This window comes from Salinicola sp. JS01 (assembly GCF_030284585.1).
GTDB lineage: Bacteria > Pseudomonadota > Gammaproteobacteria > Pseudomonadales > Halomonadaceae > Salinicola.
Genome location: NZ_CP127244.1, coordinates 1,957,573 through 1,973,360, shown reverse-complemented (window position 1 = coordinate 1,973,360; position 15,788 = coordinate 1,957,573). Strand labels below are relative to the sequence as shown.

The 15,788-nt window shown below is 63.1% G+C and carries 17 protein-coding genes; 8 read left to right on the top strand and 9 right to left on the bottom strand.

Features of this window, described 5'->3' with window-relative positions:
* Positions 1-35: 35 nt before the first annotated feature.
* The 8 genes from flgE (at position 36) to flgL (ending at position 8,966) form a co-directional block, all read left to right on the top strand.
* Complete coding sequence (flgE, locus tag QO259_RS08955; protein WP_285952549.1) at positions 36-1,328, top strand: flagellar hook protein FlgE; 1,293 nt, start codon at positions 36-38, stop codon at positions 1,326-1,328.
* Between the two features lie 59 nt (positions 1,329-1,387).
* Entirely contained in the window at positions 1,388-2,149 is a 762-nt protein-coding gene (locus tag QO259_RS08950) for a flagellar basal body rod protein FlgF (RefSeq protein ID WP_285952548.1), read from the top strand.
* A 40-nt stretch (positions 2,150-2,189) separates the two neighbouring features.
* Entirely contained in the window at positions 2,190-2,972 is a 783-nt protein-coding gene (gene flgG / locus QO259_RS08945; RefSeq protein WP_035473254.1) for a flagellar basal-body rod protein FlgG, read from the top strand.
* 16 nt (positions 2,973-2,988) lie between these two features.
* Complete coding sequence (locus tag QO259_RS08940; RefSeq protein WP_285952547.1) at positions 2,989-3,702, top strand: flagellar basal body L-ring protein FlgH; 714 nt, start codon at positions 2,989-2,991, stop codon at positions 3,700-3,702.
* A 5-nt stretch (positions 3,703-3,707) separates the two neighbouring features.
* Positions 3,708-4,835, top strand: a complete 1,128-nt coding sequence (locus QO259_RS08935) for a flagellar basal body P-ring protein FlgI (RefSeq protein WP_502949150.1) — start codon at positions 3,708-3,710, stop codon at positions 4,833-4,835.
* Positions 4,835-5,887 carry a flagellar assembly peptidoglycan hydrolase FlgJ gene (flgJ, locus tag QO259_RS08930; protein WP_285952545.1) on the top strand — a complete coding sequence of 351 codons (1,053 nt, stop codon included), beginning with the start codon at positions 4,835-4,837 and terminating at the stop codon, positions 5,885-5,887. The genes QO259_RS08935 and flgJ overlap by 1 nt, the downstream gene beginning before the upstream one ends.
* 152 nt (positions 5,888-6,039) lie before the next feature.
* Positions 6,040-7,671 (top strand): flagellar hook-associated protein FlgK, encoded by a 1,632-nt coding sequence (gene flgK, locus QO259_RS08925; protein WP_285952544.1) that lies wholly within the window; start codon positions 6,040-6,042, stop codon positions 7,669-7,671.
* Positions 7,672-7,760: 89 nt separating this feature from the next.
* Positions 7,761-8,966 (top strand): flagellar hook-associated protein FlgL, encoded by a 1,206-nt coding sequence (flgL, locus tag QO259_RS08920; RefSeq protein WP_285952543.1) that lies wholly within the window; start codon positions 7,761-7,763, stop codon positions 8,964-8,966.
* Between the two features lie 161 nt (positions 8,967-9,127).
* Here the strand turns inward: flgL and fliR are convergent, their stop codons facing one another.
* The 9 genes from fliR to fliJ form a co-directional block, all read right to left on the bottom strand.
* Positions 9,128-9,919 carry a flagellar biosynthetic protein FliR gene (gene fliR / locus QO259_RS08915; RefSeq protein ID WP_207035804.1) on the bottom strand — a complete coding sequence of 264 codons (792 nt, stop codon included), beginning with the start codon at positions 9,917-9,919 and terminating at the stop codon, positions 9,128-9,130.
* 10 nt (positions 9,920-9,929) lie between these two features.
* Entirely contained in the window at positions 9,930-10,199 is a 270-nt protein-coding gene (gene fliQ / locus QO259_RS08910; RefSeq protein WP_035473267.1) for a flagellar biosynthesis protein FliQ, read from the bottom strand.
* A 39-nt stretch (positions 10,200-10,238) separates the two neighbouring features.
* On the bottom strand, positions 10,239-10,952 hold the full coding sequence (gene fliP, locus QO259_RS08905; RefSeq protein ID WP_502949149.1) for a flagellar type III secretion system pore protein FliP: 714 nt from the start codon (positions 10,950-10,952) through the stop codon (positions 10,239-10,241).
* Between the two features lie 50 nt (positions 10,953-11,002).
* The gene (gene fliO / locus QO259_RS08900) at positions 11,003-11,446 is read right to left on the bottom strand and encodes a flagellar biosynthetic protein FliO (protein WP_285952542.1); all 444 of its coding nucleotides are present in this window, start codon (positions 11,444-11,446) and stop codon (positions 11,003-11,005) included.
* Positions 11,443-12,003: a flagellar motor switch protein FliN gene (fliN, locus tag QO259_RS08895; RefSeq protein ID WP_285952541.1), complete on the bottom strand. Its 561-nt coding sequence runs from the start codon at positions 12,001-12,003 to the stop codon at positions 11,443-11,445. Before fliN ends, fliO begins: the two co-directional genes overlap by 4 nt.
* Positions 11,996-13,003, bottom strand: coding sequence for a flagellar motor switch protein FliM (gene fliM / locus QO259_RS08890; protein WP_207035798.1), 1,008 nt, complete (start codon positions 13,001-13,003; stop codon positions 11,996-11,998). The genes fliN and fliM overlap by 8 nt, the downstream gene beginning before the upstream one ends.
* A gap of 17 nt (positions 13,004-13,020) precedes the next feature.
* On the bottom strand, positions 13,021-13,515 hold the full coding sequence (gene fliL / locus QO259_RS08885) for a flagellar basal body-associated protein FliL (protein ID WP_285952540.1): 495 nt from the start codon (positions 13,513-13,515) through the stop codon (positions 13,021-13,023).
* A 180-nt stretch (positions 13,516-13,695) separates the two neighbouring features.
* Positions 13,696-15,231, bottom strand: a complete 1,536-nt coding sequence (locus QO259_RS08880) for a flagellar hook-length control protein FliK (RefSeq protein ID WP_285952539.1) — start codon at positions 15,229-15,231, stop codon at positions 13,696-13,698.
* A gap of 98 nt (positions 15,232-15,329) precedes the next feature.
* Positions 15,330-15,779: a flagellar export protein FliJ gene (gene fliJ, locus QO259_RS08875; protein WP_035473275.1), complete on the bottom strand. Its 450-nt coding sequence runs from the start codon at positions 15,777-15,779 to the stop codon at positions 15,330-15,332.
* Positions 15,780-15,788 lie beyond the last annotated feature (9 nt).

Here is a 15,788-nt window from a genome sequence, read left to right as displayed (position 1 = left end):
CGATCGGCCCGCAACGCTAACGCAGGGATACGAACATGGGTTTTTCGCAAGCACTCAGCGGTGTCAACGCCGCTTCTCAGCAGTTGGATGTCATCGGCAACAATATTTCGAACTCCCAGACCAAGGGCTTCAAGAGTGGGTCTGTGCAGTTTTCCGACGTCTTTGCCAATAGCGCCGTAGGCTTGGGTACGCGCGTCTCTGGCGTGCTGCAGGATTTTACCACCGGTAGTTTGGAATCCACCGGGCGCAATCTGGATGTCGCGATCAGCGGTGATGGTTTCTTGCGTTTTCAGCAAGAGGGCGAGGTTGGCTACTCACGCAATGGGCAGCTGACTTTGACTGCGGATGGCTATCTGGAAAACGCTCAGGGTGCGCGTCTGATGGGCTATGGTCTGGCTGACGCCACTGACGTCAATTCGGGCGTGGTGACCGGTGGGCAGCCGCAGGTACTCAACGTACCGGCCGCCGACATGCAGGCGAGTGCCACCGGTGCCACTGGCGTGGGCATCCGTATGCTGCTGAATCTGGATGCTTCGACTATCGCTGATGATACGTCGACGTCGGTCCTTTATAACTCACTCGCGGCCAAGCAGGCCGAGGATACGACGCAGCAGACCTCGATCGACTACAACTACTCGACCAGTTTCACCGTTTACGATTCTCAGGGCGCCCAGCACAATGCCACGCTGTACTTCCAGAAGACCGGCGATAATGCCTGGAATGCACGGACTGCACTCGATGGCATTCTGACCGATGAAAATGTAACTATGACGTTCGATCAGGACGGAAAACTGGCCACTATCAATACCGAAGACGCGACGGCCAACCCGGTCAATTGGCCTGACCTCACTTTCGACGCCAATCAGTTGGGTACTGGGGTTAATACGATTACCGCCAATTTCAACCTGGCGGGAAGCACACAGTTCTCGAACGATTCGACTGTCAAGAGTCTGGCTCAGGATGGCTACGCTTCCGGGGCGCTAGTGGGGATCAGCTTTGCCGATGATGGCTCTGTCGTGGGGAGTTACTCCAACGAGAAGACCGTCAATCTGGGTCAGATCGCATTGGCCACATTCCGTAATCCCGAAGGGCTGACACCTGCCGGTGGCAACCTGTTCTCTGCCACCGTGGACTCGGGTAACGAACTGCTGGGCACAGCTGGAACCGGCACGCTGGGGTCGATCGCGTCGGAGACGCTCGAAGCCTCTAACGTCGACCTGACCCAGGAACTGGTCAACCTGATCATTGCGCAGCGCAACTATCAAGCCAATACCAATTCGATCCGGACCCAGTCCGAGGTCATGGATCAGATCGCGCAGCTGCGTTGATAGGCTGTCGTTGCCGGTCTTTATGACCGGCAACGGTGTCGTTCTCCGAGGGCCTCAAGATGGACCGAATTCTCTACACTGCCGGCGGCGGTGCCAGCCAGACCATGGCGCAACAAGCGGTGGTCAACAACAATCTGGCCAACGTGTCGACCCCGGGCTTCCGCGGTGAGCTGATGGCGATGCGCGCCGTCCCGATCGAAGGGGAGGCGCGTCTGCCCACACGCGTTGCGTCGATGATGACCACGCCAGGATCCGACTTCACCCAGGGCAACATCAGCACCACCGGGCGCAGCCTGGACGTGGCGCTGCAAGGTGATGCCTGGCTGGCGGTGCAGCCGCCAGGCGGCGGTGAAGCCTATACCCGACGCGGCGACCTGCAGGTCGATGCCACCGGGCTATTGACCTCGCTCGGCAACCCGGTGATGGGCGATAACGGTCAGGCCATCGTGATCCCGGTCGGCGCCGATGTCACCATCGGCGCGGACGGCTCGATCAGCGTGCTCGAGCCGGGCCAGAACCCTGACTCCATCGCCCCGTTGGCCAAGCTCAAATTGGTGGCACCCGGCAATGAGAATCTGGTCCGTGGCGAAGATGGACTGTTTCGTATGACCCCACCGCCGGGGCAGCAGAACGCCAACCCGGTGCCAGCGGACGATACCCTCAGGCTGATCCCTGGCGCACTCGAGGGCAGCAACGTGACGCCCACCGAGGCGATGATCTCGATGATCGACTCCTCCCGCCGCTACGACATGCACATGAAGATGATCGAGAGCGCGGACGAAAACGAGCAGCGTGCCAATAGCCTGCTGTCGCTGACCTGAGCCCGCTCGGTGCCGAGCTCACGACTATGAGAATGCCATCATGATCAAATCACTCTGGACCGCCAAGACCGGGCTGGAAGCGCAGCAGGTCAAGCTGGACGTCATCTCCAACAACCTGGCCAACGTCTCGACCAACGGCTTCAAGCGCTCGCGCGCAGTGTTCGAGGATCTGCTCTACCAGAACGTGCGCCAGCCCGGCGCTCAGTCGTCGGTCGTCGACACGCTGCCCTCCGGCATGCAGGTGGGTACCGGTGTGCGTCCGGTGGCCACCGAGCGTCTGCACACCCAGGGTGGGCTGCAGAATACCGAGAACTCGCGCGATCTGGCGATCAACGGTAAAGGGTTCTTCGCCGTGCAGATGCCTGACGGCACCACCGGCTACACCCGCGATGGCAGCTTTCAGGTCGACCAGAACGGCCAATTGGTGACCGCCGGCGGCTATCCGGTGGATCCACCGATCACAATCCCGCAGAACGCGCTGTCGATCACCGTGGCCCAGGATGGCACGGTTTCGGTCACCCAGCCGGGGACCTCGCAGAGCAATCAGGTGGGGCAGATCATGGTCTCTACCTTCATCAACCCGACCGGTCTGCAGAGCATTGGCCAGAATCTCTATCTCGAAACCGATGCGTCCGGTCCTAGCACCAGCCTGACCCCGGGTCTGCAAGGCGCTGGCACGGTCTATCAGGGCTACGTGGAGACTTCCAATGTCAACGTGGTCGAGGAGATGGTCAGCATGATCGAGACCCAGCGCGCCTATGAGATCAATAGCAAGGCCGTCGAGACCTCCGATCAGATGCTCGCGCGTCTGAGCCAGCTGTAACCGAGGCCAAGCATTCATGGGATCTTTGCTGTTGCGCACCTGGCGGCTGCTTACCAAGGGCGGCTTTCGCAGCCACCGTGTCGTGCTGCTCTGCCTGCTCGTGGGTCTGAGCGGCTGTGCTCAGATACCACGCCACTCGGTGGTCGAGAATTCGTCGCCGGTCGAGATCCCCTCGACGCCGCCGTCTCAGGCCAACGGCTCGATCTATCAGGCGCGCTTCGGCTTCCAGCCGCTGTTCGAGGATCGGCGCCCGCGCCAGGTCGGCGATATCATCACCATCGTGCTCGACGAGCAGGTGAGCGCGAGCAAGAGCTCTGCAGCGCAGGCATCGCGCGACGGCACCATCGGCTTGACCGTCAACCAAGTACCGAGCCCGCTCAGCGTGCTCGAGGACTACGGCACCGATGTCGAGGGCAGTAATGTCTTCAACGGATCGGGGGGCGCCAACGCCAACAATACCTTTACCGGCACCATCACGGTGACGGTCTACGATCTGCTCGCCAACGGTAACCTCAAGGTGCGAGGCGAGAAGCAGATCGCGATCAATCAGGGCACCGAGTACATCCGCTTCTCCGGGGTGGTCAACCCGCGCTCGATCAGCGGCTCCAACACCGTGCAGTCGACTCAGGTCGCCGATGCCCGTATCGAGTATGTCGGCGACGGCTACATCAACGAGGCGCAGACCATGGGCTGGTTGCAGCGTTTCTTCCTCAACATCGCGCCGTTCTGATGCTTATGACACTGCTCTGCCGCTGCCGTACCCGTCTTTCTCGTTGGCTGCTCCTCGTCGTGACCCTGGCAGCCACTGCCGGCGTCCAGGCTCAGCCGATTCAGGATCTGGCCAACTTCGCCGGTGTGCGCGACAACCCGCTGGTGGGCTACGGCCTGGTGGTCGGTCTCGATGGCACCGGCGACCAGACCACCCAGGCGCCGTTCACCGGGCAGAGTATCGTCAACCTGCTGTCGCAGCTCGGCGTGACTGTCCCGGCTGGCACCAATATGCAGCTGCGCAACGTGGCGGCGGTCATGGTCACCGCCCAGCTACCGCCGTTCTCGCGTCAGGGGCAGGAGATCGATGTCACCGTCTCCTCGGTGGGCAACGCCAACAGTCTGCGCGGCGGCACCCTGCTGATGACCCCGCTGAAAGGGGCAGATGGCCGTGTCTACGCGTTGGCCCAGGGAAACGTCTACGTCGGTGGCGTCGGCGCTCAAGCCGGAGGCAGCAGCGTGGCGATCAATCACCAGGCAGCGGGGCGTATCCCTGGCGGCGGTCTCGTCGAGCAGGAGGTGCCGGTGCGTCTGGGAGCCGCCGATGGTTCTCTAGACATGTTCCTCAAGCGCTCGGATTTCGAGAATGCGCGGCGTGTGGTGACAGCGATCAATCAGGAGTTCGGCGCGCCGGTTGCTGCGGCGCTGGACGGCCGTACCGTGCGGCTGCAGTTACCGGCGGATCCCAATGCTCGAGTCAACTTTCTGGCGCGGGTTCAGGGAGTCGACGTGACTGCCGACCGCGGGCCAGCCAAGGTGATCGTCAATTCGCGTACCGGCTCGGTGGTGCTGTCGGATACGGTGACGCTCAATCGTGCAGCGGTCGCTCACGGCAATCTCTCGGTGGTGATCGACTCCAACCCGCAGGTGAGTCAGCCCAACGCGCTATCCGGAGGCACTACGGCGATCGTACCCAACGCCAATATCAACGTGCAGCAGGAGGGCGGCGCGCTGCAGATGGTGCAGACCAGTGCCGATTTGATGGACGTGGTCAATGCGCTGAATGCGCTGGGCGCTTCACCCCAGGATCTGATGTCGATCCTGCAGGCGCTCAAGGCCGCCGGCTCGCTGAACGCCGAACTGGAGATCATCTGATGACCGGCAACGACCTCTCGTCGCAGTTTGCGCTGGATGTCCAGGGTATCCAGAAGCTCAAGTACAGCGCTGGTCATTCGCCTCAAGGCAGCCTGAAGGAGGCCGCCAAGCAGTTCGAAGCGGTCTTCCTGCAGATGATGCTCAAGAGCATGCGCGAAGCCACCCCCAAGTCGGATCTGCTGCATAGCCAGCAGGGCGATTTGTTGCAGTCGATGCAGGACCAGCAGTGGTCCCAGCAGCTGGCCGGCAAAGGCTTCGGCCTGGCCGAGCAGCTGGTGACGCAGCTCGAGCGCAGCGGCTTGCCCGGCACCCAGCCGGTTCAGTCGCAGCAGGAGGATATCGGCAAGCTGATCGCCGGGATTCCGCGTGGCATCCCCACCCCGCTGACGAACGCACTACGTTCGCCGACGGCCATGGTGCAACAAGAGGGCGACGTGACGTCCGGAGAAGCCGCAGGTCAGCTTGCAACATCGGCGGCCAGTCTTGCCGGCGCGGCGACCCAGTTTGCCGGGCGCGCTGCACATGTTGCCGACTTCCTCGCCAAACTGGCGGCACCGGCCAAGCGCGCCGAGCAGGCTTCCGGCGTGCCCGCCGAGCTGATTCTCGCCCAGGCTGCGCTGGAGACGGGCTGGGGCAAGCGGGAGATTCCCACGGAATCCGGCGACAACAGTCATAACCTGTTCGGGATCAAGGCGGGCAGCGCCTGGCAGGGCAAGACCACCGATATCGCCACCACCGAGTATGTCAATGGCCGGCCGATCCAGACCGTGGATCGCTTCCGCGTCTACGACTCCTACGCCGATGCCTTTGCCGACTACGCGGCGTTGATCGGGGACAACCCGCGTTATAGCAACGTGGTCGCCGCCACCTCGCCGCAGCAGGCAGCCCATGCGATTCAGAGAGCCGGCTACGCCACCGACCCCAACTATGCCGACAAGCTCAATCGGATCATCGGCCAGTTGGGCGATCTGGCGTCGGTATCCGCCGAGCCGACCCTTGCAGCGGTCTCCGATCCCTACTCGCTGGCACGGGCACCGACCACGCTGTTCTGATCTCGATACCGGGCGTCCGGTGGCACCAAGCTCGATTACAAAACATTGCCAAATCAACGCCCGAAACGTTAAAGCGCGCTGCACCGGCGCCGATAAAGATTTCAACGTGATTGCAACTCGCCATGTGGTATGGCGTCTGACAGGGATTCGACATGAGCCTGTTCTCGATTGGATTGAGCGGTCTGGGCGCGGCGCAGTCCGCACTCTCCACCACCAGTAACAACATCACCAACGTCTATACCGATGGCTACAATCGCCAGCTGGTCCAGCTCGGTGAGAGTGCCAGCAGCGGTGAGATGGGCACCGGCGTCAAGGTGAACGGCGTTCAGCGCCAGTACAACGCCTATATCAGTGGTCAGCTCAACCAGGCCAACAGTCGCGAGACGGCGCTCGAAACCTATCAGAAGCAGATCAACCAGGTCGATGACCTGCTGGCGGATGGCGATTCCGGGCTGACGACGCTAGTGCAGAAGTTCTTCTCCAGCCTTGAGGATCTCTCTGGTTCACCGTCGGATGCGGCGGCCCGTGAGGGCGTACTGGGTACGGCACAGAGCATGGTGGCCCAGTTTCGGGCCTTCGATACGTATCTTCAGGACATGCGTGACGGCGTCAACGGCCAGATCGGCAGCGTTGTCTCTCAAGTCAACGATCTCAGTGCTCAGGTGGCCGATCTCAACAAGCAAATATCCCTGGCGCGTGCGAGATCGGGGGAAGAGCCCAATGCGCTGCTCGATCAGCGCGACAAGCTGGTCGGCGATCTGAGCAAGCTGGTGGATGTCGATGTTGCTGTGCAAGATGGCTCGACCTATCAGGTCTCGCTCTCCAACGGCCAGCCGTTGGTCGCAGGCAATAGGAGCTTCCAGCTTCGCGCCATCAATGGCAACGAGGATGGGGCCAACACGACCGTTGGCTATCGAGATTCGTCGGGCGGCGTGCGAGAGCTCAATGCCTCCGTCATCCAGGGCGGTGAACTCGGCGGTCTGCTGCGCTTCCGCAACGACACTCTCGACGGGGCGCAGAACAAGCTCGGTCAACTGGCTGTCGGCCTGGCGGGCAGCTTCAATGCGGTGCAGGAGCAGGGTTTCGATCTCGATGGCGATCCGGGACAGGCGTTTTTCTCGATCGGTTCGCCTAATGTACAAGCCAATGAGCTCAACGATTCTGATGTCGGCATGAGTGCCGTCTACGTTGACTCAGCGTCGGTGAGCGCCGATGACTATCGGCTCACCTATCAGAGCGCCAGCGGCGACTATCAGCTGGAGAATCTGACCAGCGGCGAGACCTCGACCATCGCAACCAACGCCGATGGTGATCTGGTCTTCGGTGGTGTCTCGGTGACGCCAAGCGGTACGCCGGCCGATGGCGATACTTTTCTGGTACAGCCGACGCGCAATGCGGCGGCGGGTTTCGACATCGCCTTCACTGACACCAGCCTCTTTGCGGCAGCTGCCAGTGCCAATGGCGGTAGCGGTGACAACGGCAATGCTCTCGAGCTGCTGGATCTGCAGAACCAGAAGCTGGTGGGGGGGCAGGCCACGTTCAGCGGTGCCTACGCGGCACTGGTTAGCGACGTTGGCAATCAGTCGGCGATCGTCAATGCCAACCTCACCACCCAGCAGGGGCTGGCTGACCAGCTCTATAGCTACCAGCAGGCCGATTCCGGGGTCAACCTGGACGAGGAGTACGCCAACCTGCTGCGCTATCAGCAGTACTACACCGCCAACGCCAAGATCATCGACGCCGGCACCTCGGTGCTCGACACGATTCTCGGCCTGAGAAGTTAAGTCTTTGGCCTTCGCCCTTCCAGGGAGAAGGCCGTGTACCGAATCGACCAAGCGCGTGCCCGCCGCGGGCACCCAGTCAGGAGAGTGTCATGCGCGTCAGCACCGTCATCATGTTCGAGCGCAGCGTCAGTTCGATGAATCGGCAGCAGGGCCAGTTCATGGAGATCGGCGAGAAGATCGCCTCCGGCAAGCGCGTCGTGCGCCCATCGGACGACCCCCAGGCGGCAGCGCGTGCGGTCGGTGTATCGCAGTCGATGGCGACCAACAACCAGCAGTCAGACAGCCGCATCACCGCGCGCAATGCGCTGAGCCAGGAAGAGAGTTCGCTCAACAGTATGACCGACGCGCTGGTCCGGGCCAAGGAGCTGCTGGTGCAGGGCGGTAACGGTACGCTGAACGATGCCGCTCGCCAGTCCATGGCCAGTGAACTGCGCGGCGTCTACGAAGCGCTGGTGGGTCAGGCCAACGCCACCGATGGTAGTGGCAACTATCTCTTCGGTGGCTACAAGGATGGCGCGGCGCCTTTTGTCGAAACCAACGGCAACATCAGCTACCAGGGGGCCGCCGAGGGTCGCGAGCAGAAGGTCGGTCCTTCACGCCTGATGGCGGTGGGCAATACCGGCGACGAAGTGTTTCAGCGCGTGGCCTCCGGTGCCGGTTATCTGGCCCGGGCGGGAGACGCCAATGATGGCTCGCTCACCTTCACTGGGCCTGAAATCATCGACAGCACGGCAAACGGCTATGGCAGCACCTTCGATATCAGCTTCAGTGATAACGGTGATGGCACCTACGATTACAACGTGAGCGGTGGTCCGGGCGGTAGCGGCACCTACGACGGTAAAAGCGGCGCGATTGAGATCGGTGGCGTACGTCTCAAGCTCGAGGGGCGCCCTGCTGACGGTGATACGCTCACCATGGGCCGGGCGCAGGATATGAGTCCCGACGTCTTCGGCGCGCTCGAGAAGATGCTCGGTGTGCTGGAGACCCCGATCGATTCCGATCAGGCGCAGGCGGCCTTCACCAATACGCTCTCTACGACCAGCCGCGAGATGGACAACGCACTGGATAACGTGCTGACCGTGCGTGCTTCGGTAGGGGCGCGTCTCAACGAGCTCGACGTGCTGGATACCGTGGGTAACGATCGCAATGTCGCCTATACCCAGACCAAGAGCGATCTGATCGATCTCGACTACAACTCGGCCGTCTCCGAATATGTGCTGCGTCAGGTCGGACTGCAGGCGGCGCAGAAGTCGTTCATGAACCTCCAGGGCACCTCGCTGTTCGACTTGGTTTGACGAACGCGGATCGTGACGTCATTTGGGAGAACGCCATCTGAGTCACGCCATCAGGTTCGGTGGGCTCGACACGACGCCCGGCTGCAAAGCGCTTCGCTTCGCAGCCGGGCGTCGTCGTATTCGGTCGATGTTCTGGAGTCATGCCGAAGGCGGCAGGTAGATCAGCCAGTGCCGGCCATCTGTTCGATCATGCCCTGCATGAACTGCAGCTGGTGCTCGAACAGGTCGCTCAGAAAGCCACCCAGGTTGGGGGTCAGCGCCAGAATCATCGCCAGACCGGCGGTGAGGGTCATGGGGAAGCCGATGGAGAAGATCGTCAGCTGCGGTGAGGCACGGTTGAGAATCCCCAGCGATAGATTGATCAGCAGCAGCGATGCGACCACAGGCAGGGCCAGCAGCAGTCCCGAGGTGAAGATGGTGCCGCCCCAGCGGGCCAGCGTCTCGGCAAAGCTCAAGTCGATCGAGGTCGCACCCACCGGCAGCACCTCGAAGGTCCAGGCCAGGATCTCGAGGGTGATCAGATGGCCGTTCAGGGCCAGGAACATCAGCAGCGTGATCATCTCCAGAAAGCGCGACAGCACCATGGTGTTGGTGCCTGAATCTGGCGAGAAGAAGGTCGCGAAGCCCAGGCCCATCTGCATGCTGATGTATTCGCCGGCGTTGATCACCACCGCGATCATGATCCGCAGTACCAGGCCCATGGCGGCCCCGATCAGAATCTGCTGTAGCATGATGCCGACGCTCTCCAGCGAGAACAGCGGCACATTGGGCATCGGCGGCAGCGACGGCGCGATGGCAAAGGCCATGGCCACACCGAACAGCAGCTTGAACTGGCGCGGCACGCTCGACCAGCTCCAGATCGGCGAGGCGGCCAGGAATGCCAGGATACGCACGCTGGGCCAGCCGAACAGCTGCAGCCAGGCCTGCCACTGGGCGCTGGTGATATCGATCATGCGAGACGGCTTAGTTGACCATCTGCGGAATGTTCGTCAGCAGTTCGATGGTGAAATTGCTCAGCAGTTGGATCAACCACGAGCCGGAGATGATCAGGGCGGTAAAGACGCCGAGGATCTTGGGGATGAACGACAGCGTCATTTCGTTGATCTGGGTCGCGGCCTGGAACAGGCTCACCAGCAGGCCGATCAGCAGTGCCGTGAGCAGCAGGGGGCCGGCCATCATCAGCGTCAGCTTCATTCCCTGGTAGGCCAGGCTCATTACCATTTCGGGCGTCATTGCACACCTCCGGGCCGGCCACCGCGGTGGCCATGCGTGTCAACTCATATAGAAGCTCTGGGTCAGCGAACCGATCAGCAGCTGCCAGCCATCCACCAGCACGAACAGCATCAGCTTGAACGGCAGCGAGATCGTCGCCGGTGGCACCATCATCATCCCCAGTGACATCAGCACGCTGGCCACCACCAGATCGATGATCAGAAACGGAATGAAAATCGTGAAGCCGATCTGAAACGCCGTCTTGAGCTCGCTGGTGGCGTAGGCGGGTACCAGAATGCGCATCGGCACATCCTCTGGCCCCTGCATGTCGCCGATCTTGGCGATTCGCGCGAACATCGCCAGATCGCTCTTGCGGGTCTGCGCCAGCATGAATTCACGGATCGGCTGGCTGCCCCGATCGAGCGCCTGTTCCAGCGAGATCTGCTCCGCCGCATAGGGCTGCCAGGCGTCCTGGTAGACGCGGTCGAGCACCGGCGACATGACGAAGAAGGTCAAGAACAGGGCCAGGCCGATCAGCACCTGGGTCGGCGGTGACGACTGCGTGCTCATGGCGGTACGCAGCAGCCCCAGCACGATGATGATGCGGGTAAAGCAGGTCATCATCAGCAACAGGGCGGGCAAGAACGCCAGCGATGACAGGAACAGCAGCGTCTGCAGGCTGAGCGACCAGCGCTGCCCGCCGTCGCTCAGCGGCTCGCTGACGATACCCGGAAGGGCCTGGGCCAGCGCTTGCGTCGCTGGCGTCAGCAGCAGGGCGATAGCAAGCAGCGCGAGGGAGACGCCAGGGAGGCGGGAGCGTGCACTCACGACTCGTCCTCCCGGGGTTGGCGCGGCTTGAGGGATTGGCGCAGGTTGTGCTGCATCGCCTGGCGCAGGCGGCTGGCGAAGCTACCCGTGAGCGGCGGGACTGCCGGTGCCTCGGGCGCGGATGGCGGTACGGGCGGCGAGTCCAGGGTGTCGAGTTTGGTGACCTGGCCGCCGCCCACGCCGAGCACCAGCCAGCGATTCTCGACCTCGACGATGACCACGCGCTCGCGCTGGCCTACCGAGGTGCTGGCGACCACGCGCAGGTGCCCGCCGCCGCCGCGGCGCTGCGTGCCGAGGCGCTTCAGCAGCCAAGTGCAGAGCAGGATGATGGCAATGACCACCAGCAGTGAGACGGCGGTCTTGCCCATCATCAGCAGGCCGATGTCGTTGCCGGTGCCACCGACCAGCGGCTCGGCCTGGCGGGCAAGGTCTTCCTTCATCGATTGAGTTTCTGCACGCGCTCGGAGGGGGTGATGATCTCGGTGATACGGATGCCGTACTTGTCCTCGACCACCACGACCTCGCCCTGGGCGATCAGATAGCCGTTGATCAGGATGTCCATCGGCTCTCCGGCCAGGCCGTCGAGCTCCACCACCGAGCCCTGGGCGAGTTCCAGCAGCTGCTTGATGGTGATGCGCGTGCGCCCGAGCTCGACCGAGAGCTTCACCGGGATGTCCATGATGATGTTCAGATCACGGGTCGGGTGCGACGGACCGCCCTCGTCGAACGACTGGAACATCGTGCGCTCGTCGGCGGCGCTGACGAAGGACGCATCGTTGCTGTCTTTGCTCTGCTTGGCCGGTTTGGGCTCCGGCCGTGGTGCCGGCCTGGGGGCAGGCTGCGGCTCGGGTTCCGGCTCGGGCTCTGGCTCGACGCCCTGTTCGGCCATGGCGGCAGCCCAGAGATCTTCGGCGTCTTCCTGTGTCGCCGCCTGGGATTGCTCATCCTTTGGCTTGGCGTCGTCGGCCGGGGAGCCGGGCTTGTTGTCGTCACTCATTGTCGAAATCCTTCATGGCGGAATAGGTACCATGGTCGATCAGATGCTTGACGCGCAGAGCGCGTTGGCCCTGACGCGTGCCATATTCGCAGGCCATGACCGGCACGCCGTCGACCCTCACGTCGAGAACCTGCGGCAGGTCGATAGGCAGGACGTCACCGACTTCCAGCGCCATGACCTCGCCCAGGGTGGCGTCGATATCGGCGAAGTCGGCGATCAGCTCGACCTCCGTCTGACGAATCTCGCCGGCCATGCGCGACTCCCACTGGGCGTCGTTGCTGCCGTAGACGCCGATCGGACTCGATAGGACGTCGCGGATCGGCTCGATCATCGAGAACGGAATGCAGATGTTGAAGTCGCTGGCCAGGTTGCCCACTTCGAGATGGAAGGTACTGTTGACCACGATCTCGTTGGGTGAGTTGGTGATGTTGGCGAAACGCACCTGCATCTCCGAGCGCATGTACTCGACCTCCAGCGGGTAGACCGACTTCCATGCGTCGCCGTAACCGTCCAGCGCCAGCGACATCAGGCGCTGGATGATGCGCTGCTCGGTGGCGGTGAACTCGCGCCCGTCCGATTTGGTGGGGAAGCGGCCGTCGCCACCGAACAGGTTGTCGACCACCATGAATACCAGACTGGGCGGAAACACCAGTAGCGCGGTGCCCTTCAGCGGCTTGAGGCTGATCAGGTTGAGGTTGGTCGGCACCGGCAGGTTGCGTGCGAACTGGCTGTAGCTCTGATAGCGCACGCCGGACACCGTGATATCGGCGCTACGCCGGATCAGGTTGAACAGCGCGACGCGGAACAGGCGTGCGAAGCGTTCGTTGATGATGTCCAGCGACTGCAGCCGCTCGCGGATGACCCGGTGCTGATTGGCCGGGTCGAACGGACGGGTGCGCTTCTCGCCGGGCGTCTCTTCGGCTTGCTTGTCGTCGTCGCCGCTGACGCCGTTGAGGAGGGCGTCGATCTCTTCCTGCGACAGCAAATCGTCTTGGGACATGGGTAACCTGGCGCCGCCTACTGCACGATGAAATCGGAGAACAGCACGTCGTCGATCGACAGCTCGGGCTGCGGCGTGGTGATCGGCTTGTCGAACAGGCCGAGAATCTCTTGCTTCAGCTCGACCTTGCCCTGCGGCTTGATCAGCTCCTCAGCGCTCTTGCCTGACAGCAGCATCAGCAGCCGGCTGCGGATTTCGGGCATGTGCTGGACCAGGAAATCGCTGGTGGCTTGATCACCGACCCGCAGCGACAGCCCCACATACAGCAGACGGTCGCCATAGTCGCTCTGTAGATTGACGGTGAACGGAGCGATGGTGACGAAGATCGGTGTCGGCGGTTCGACCGGTTTCTCCTCGACAGCGGCAACGTCTTCCGCACCGCTTTTCGAGGTGAGGAAAAAGTAGACGGCGGCGGAGCTGGCGGCGGCCAGCAGCACGATCAACAGACCGATGATCAGGCGCGAGCGTTTCTTGCGTGGCGCGGCTTGAGGTGCAGCCATTGCATCTGCCATGAATAGGAATCCTGGAAAGTTGCAGCGCATTATGCGCTGTCGCGGTGTCCGGTCATCGCTGGAAAAGGGCCCCATCCCCTGCGCTAACTGCGCCTTTCAGACAGGGCGGCCCCTTATGACTCGCACGACAGCAAGGTTGGCGCCGGCGAGTGCCGGCACCCGTGTTATCGGCAGCGCGGATCAGGCATAAAGGTTGATATTGCCGCGGGCGCCGAGCAGCGTGTTCAGTGTTGCGGTGGCGGCGTCGGCCGGTTCGTCGAGGGCGGCCAGCCCACTGGCATTGAGCGTACCGCCCGGGGTAGCGCGGCCATCGTTTTCCTGCTGTTCACGCTGGAATTGACCGTGGTCGCCGACCATCGCTTCGCCGAGGGCAATACCGCTCTGGGCCAGCGCTTCACGCAGCTGGGGCAGGGCGGCTTCGACGGCTGCCCGTACCGGCGCGTGTGCGGAGAGAATCTGCAGCTGGGCCTGATTGTCCTGGACATTCAGGCTGACGCTCAGGGCGCCGAGCTCGCGGGGGTGCAGCTTCAGTTGCATCTGGTTGTCGCCACGCTGCTGCATCTGCAGCACCTGCTGTCCCAGCGAGGCTGGCCACTGGGGTGACTGAACCGCGACCGGCAGAGTGTGACTCGGTACGGCCGCGGGCGCTCCGCTGGGTGGCATCGTCATCGGTGAGCCGCTCTGCTGCTGCAACTGGCCGGCGAAGCCCGCGGTGGCCTCGGTAGATGTACCGTGACCGCGGCTCAGCGCGGACAGCTCTACCCCCTGGGGCGCAGTTTGGGCGCGCGCGGCCAGTTGCTCCGCGGTCAAAGGTGCGTCCGTACCAGCGGCTGCTTGTGCCTGTTGCCCTGCCGCCGTGCGCGTGAGCAGGGCGGCGAGTGGCGACTCGCCACGAGCGTTCGTGTCGCGCTGGGCCAGGGTGTCGCCATGGCGCTGAGCCGCCGCTGAATCCAGCGCGGACGACAGCGCGCGGGCACTGGTAAGTGCTGCTTCGCCGTCGTCGGCGGGCGCTCGACCTGTGAGGTCGCGGGTAGCGAGCCCGATGGCAGAGGCCAGCATGTTAGTCGAACCTGCGAGGCCCTTCGCTGTGGAGGTGCTCGAGGAAACAGACGTCAGGAGCTGCCCGGCACGGGCTTCCGCCGGCAGGCGTGCATCGCTACTGGCGCCCAGTGGCTGCAGGCCGGCGAACAGCGCGGCCAGTGCCAGTGCGTCGGTTTGTCCGTTGTCCGCCCCCGGTTGACCGTCTGCGCCGGTCAGCGCCTGGGTAATGGCGTCGTCGGTGGCACCAGCGCCTTTCTCGAGGAGTGCGCTCAGCGCGTCGGCGATGTCGTTGCCGCTAGCCTGCGAACCTACCGCGCTCAGTTCCTCGGCAATGTCACCGCCATGAGTGCCGGCAGCTTTTGTACGCAGTGCGCTCAGTGCCTCGGCGATGTCGTCGCCGCTGGCATTGGCCGTGTCCGCGAGTGTCAGCTTGGCGAGGGTGTCGGCCTGATCGGCGGACAGCCGAGCGTTGGTGTCGCCAGGCAGTTGGGCGGTATCGGGGCGCGCCTCGCGGCCGCCAGTGGCATCGGCGACGCTAGCGCCCGAGGCGGTGCTAGCGTCCGACGGCGAGCGCGGCTGAGCGCCGGCCTGGGTCAGCGCTGCCGCGAAGCTCGTCGATGACGACGCCTCGCCGCTCGACTTGGCACTCGCTGCCTTATCGCCTGCAGCGGTCATACGGGGAATCGGTGTCACGTCCATGCGCGTCGTCATCTCGCTGTGAGTGTCGGGGTCTGTGCCCCGCTACCGCCTGACTGCCGCCAACTACTGACCGGCTAGTAGGTGCGGCCGTTATCCTGCTGACGTCGACGCAGCTGGGCTGCCATCTCGTCGCTATGTCGTTGTTCTGCGCGTGCGTGGTGCTGTAGCTGATCACGCTCGCCGCGGGCGTAGAGCGTGTCGTAGGCGTTGAGCTTGCGCTGCTCCCCGCGCCAGCGGGTCACGCCGCTCTCGACCCTGGACTCCTGCTCGCTGAGCACCCGGCGCTGCTGGGCGATGGCGCTATCGAGCGAACCCAGAAACTGCTGGAAGTCCCGCCACTGGGTCGAGGAGACGCCCTCGGTCAGGCTGGCGTGGAGCTTGTGCTGATACTCTTCGCGATACTGCAAGAGCTGTTCCAGGCGCGTCTCGGCCTCCTGGCGCTGGCGCTGCAGCTGCCCTAGATCCTTGACCGCCTTGTCGCTGCTGTCTCGCGCGAGATCGCGCAGCATCGCCATGGCTTGCATATTGGCCAA

Bases quoted from the DNA above. Each gene is read 5' to 3' on its own strand.
- flgE (WP_285952549.1), top strand. From the start codon at position 36: ATGGGTTTTTCGCAAGCACTCAGCGGTGTCAACGCCGCTTCTCAGCAG.
- QO259_RS08950 (WP_285952548.1), top strand. From the start codon at position 1,388: ATGGACCGAATTCTCTACACTGCCGGCGGCGGTGCCAGCCAGACCATG.
- flgG (WP_035473254.1), top strand. From the start codon at position 2,190: ATGATCAAATCACTCTGGACCGCCAAGACCGGGCTGGAAGCGCAGCAG.
- QO259_RS08940 (WP_285952547.1), top strand. From the start codon at position 2,989: ATGGGATCTTTGCTGTTGCGCACCTGGCGGCTGCTTACCAAGGGCGGC.
- QO259_RS08935 (WP_502949150.1), top strand. From the start codon at position 3,708: ATGACACTGCTCTGCCGCTGCCGTACCCGTCTTTCTCGTTGGCTGCTC.
- flgJ (WP_285952545.1), top strand. From the start codon at position 4,835: ATGACCGGCAACGACCTCTCGTCGCAGTTTGCGCTGGATGTCCAGGGT.
- flgK (WP_285952544.1), top strand. From the start codon at position 6,040: ATGAGCCTGTTCTCGATTGGATTGAGCGGTCTGGGCGCGGCGCAGTCC.
- flgL (WP_285952543.1), top strand. From the start codon at position 7,761: ATGCGCGTCAGCACCGTCATCATGTTCGAGCGCAGCGTCAGTTCGATG.
- fliR (WP_207035804.1), bottom strand. From the start codon at position 9,919: ATGATCGATATCACCAGCGCCCAGTGGCAGGCCTGGCTGCAGCTGTTC.
- fliQ (WP_035473267.1), bottom strand. From the start codon at position 10,199: ATGACGCCCGAAATGGTAATGAGCCTGGCCTACCAGGGAATGAAGCTG.
- fliO (WP_285952542.1), bottom strand. From the start codon at position 11,446: ATGAAGGAAGACCTTGCCCGCCAGGCCGAGCCGCTGGTCGGTGGCACC.
- fliN (WP_285952541.1), bottom strand. From the start codon at position 12,003: ATGAGTGACGACAACAAGCCCGGCTCCCCGGCCGACGACGCCAAGCCA.
- fliM (WP_207035798.1), bottom strand. From the start codon at position 13,003: ATGTCCCAAGACGATTTGCTGTCGCAGGAAGAGATCGACGCCCTCCTC.
- fliL (WP_285952540.1), bottom strand. From the start codon at position 13,515: ATGGCAGATGCAATGGCTGCACCTCAAGCCGCGCCACGCAAGAAACGC.
- QO259_RS08880 (WP_285952539.1), bottom strand. From the start codon at position 15,231: ATGACCGCTGCAGGCGATAAGGCAGCGAGTGCCAAGTCGAGCGGCGAG.
- fliJ (WP_035473275.1), bottom strand. From the start codon at position 15,779: ATGCAAGCCATGGCGATGCTGCGCGATCTCGCGCGAGACAGCAGCGAC.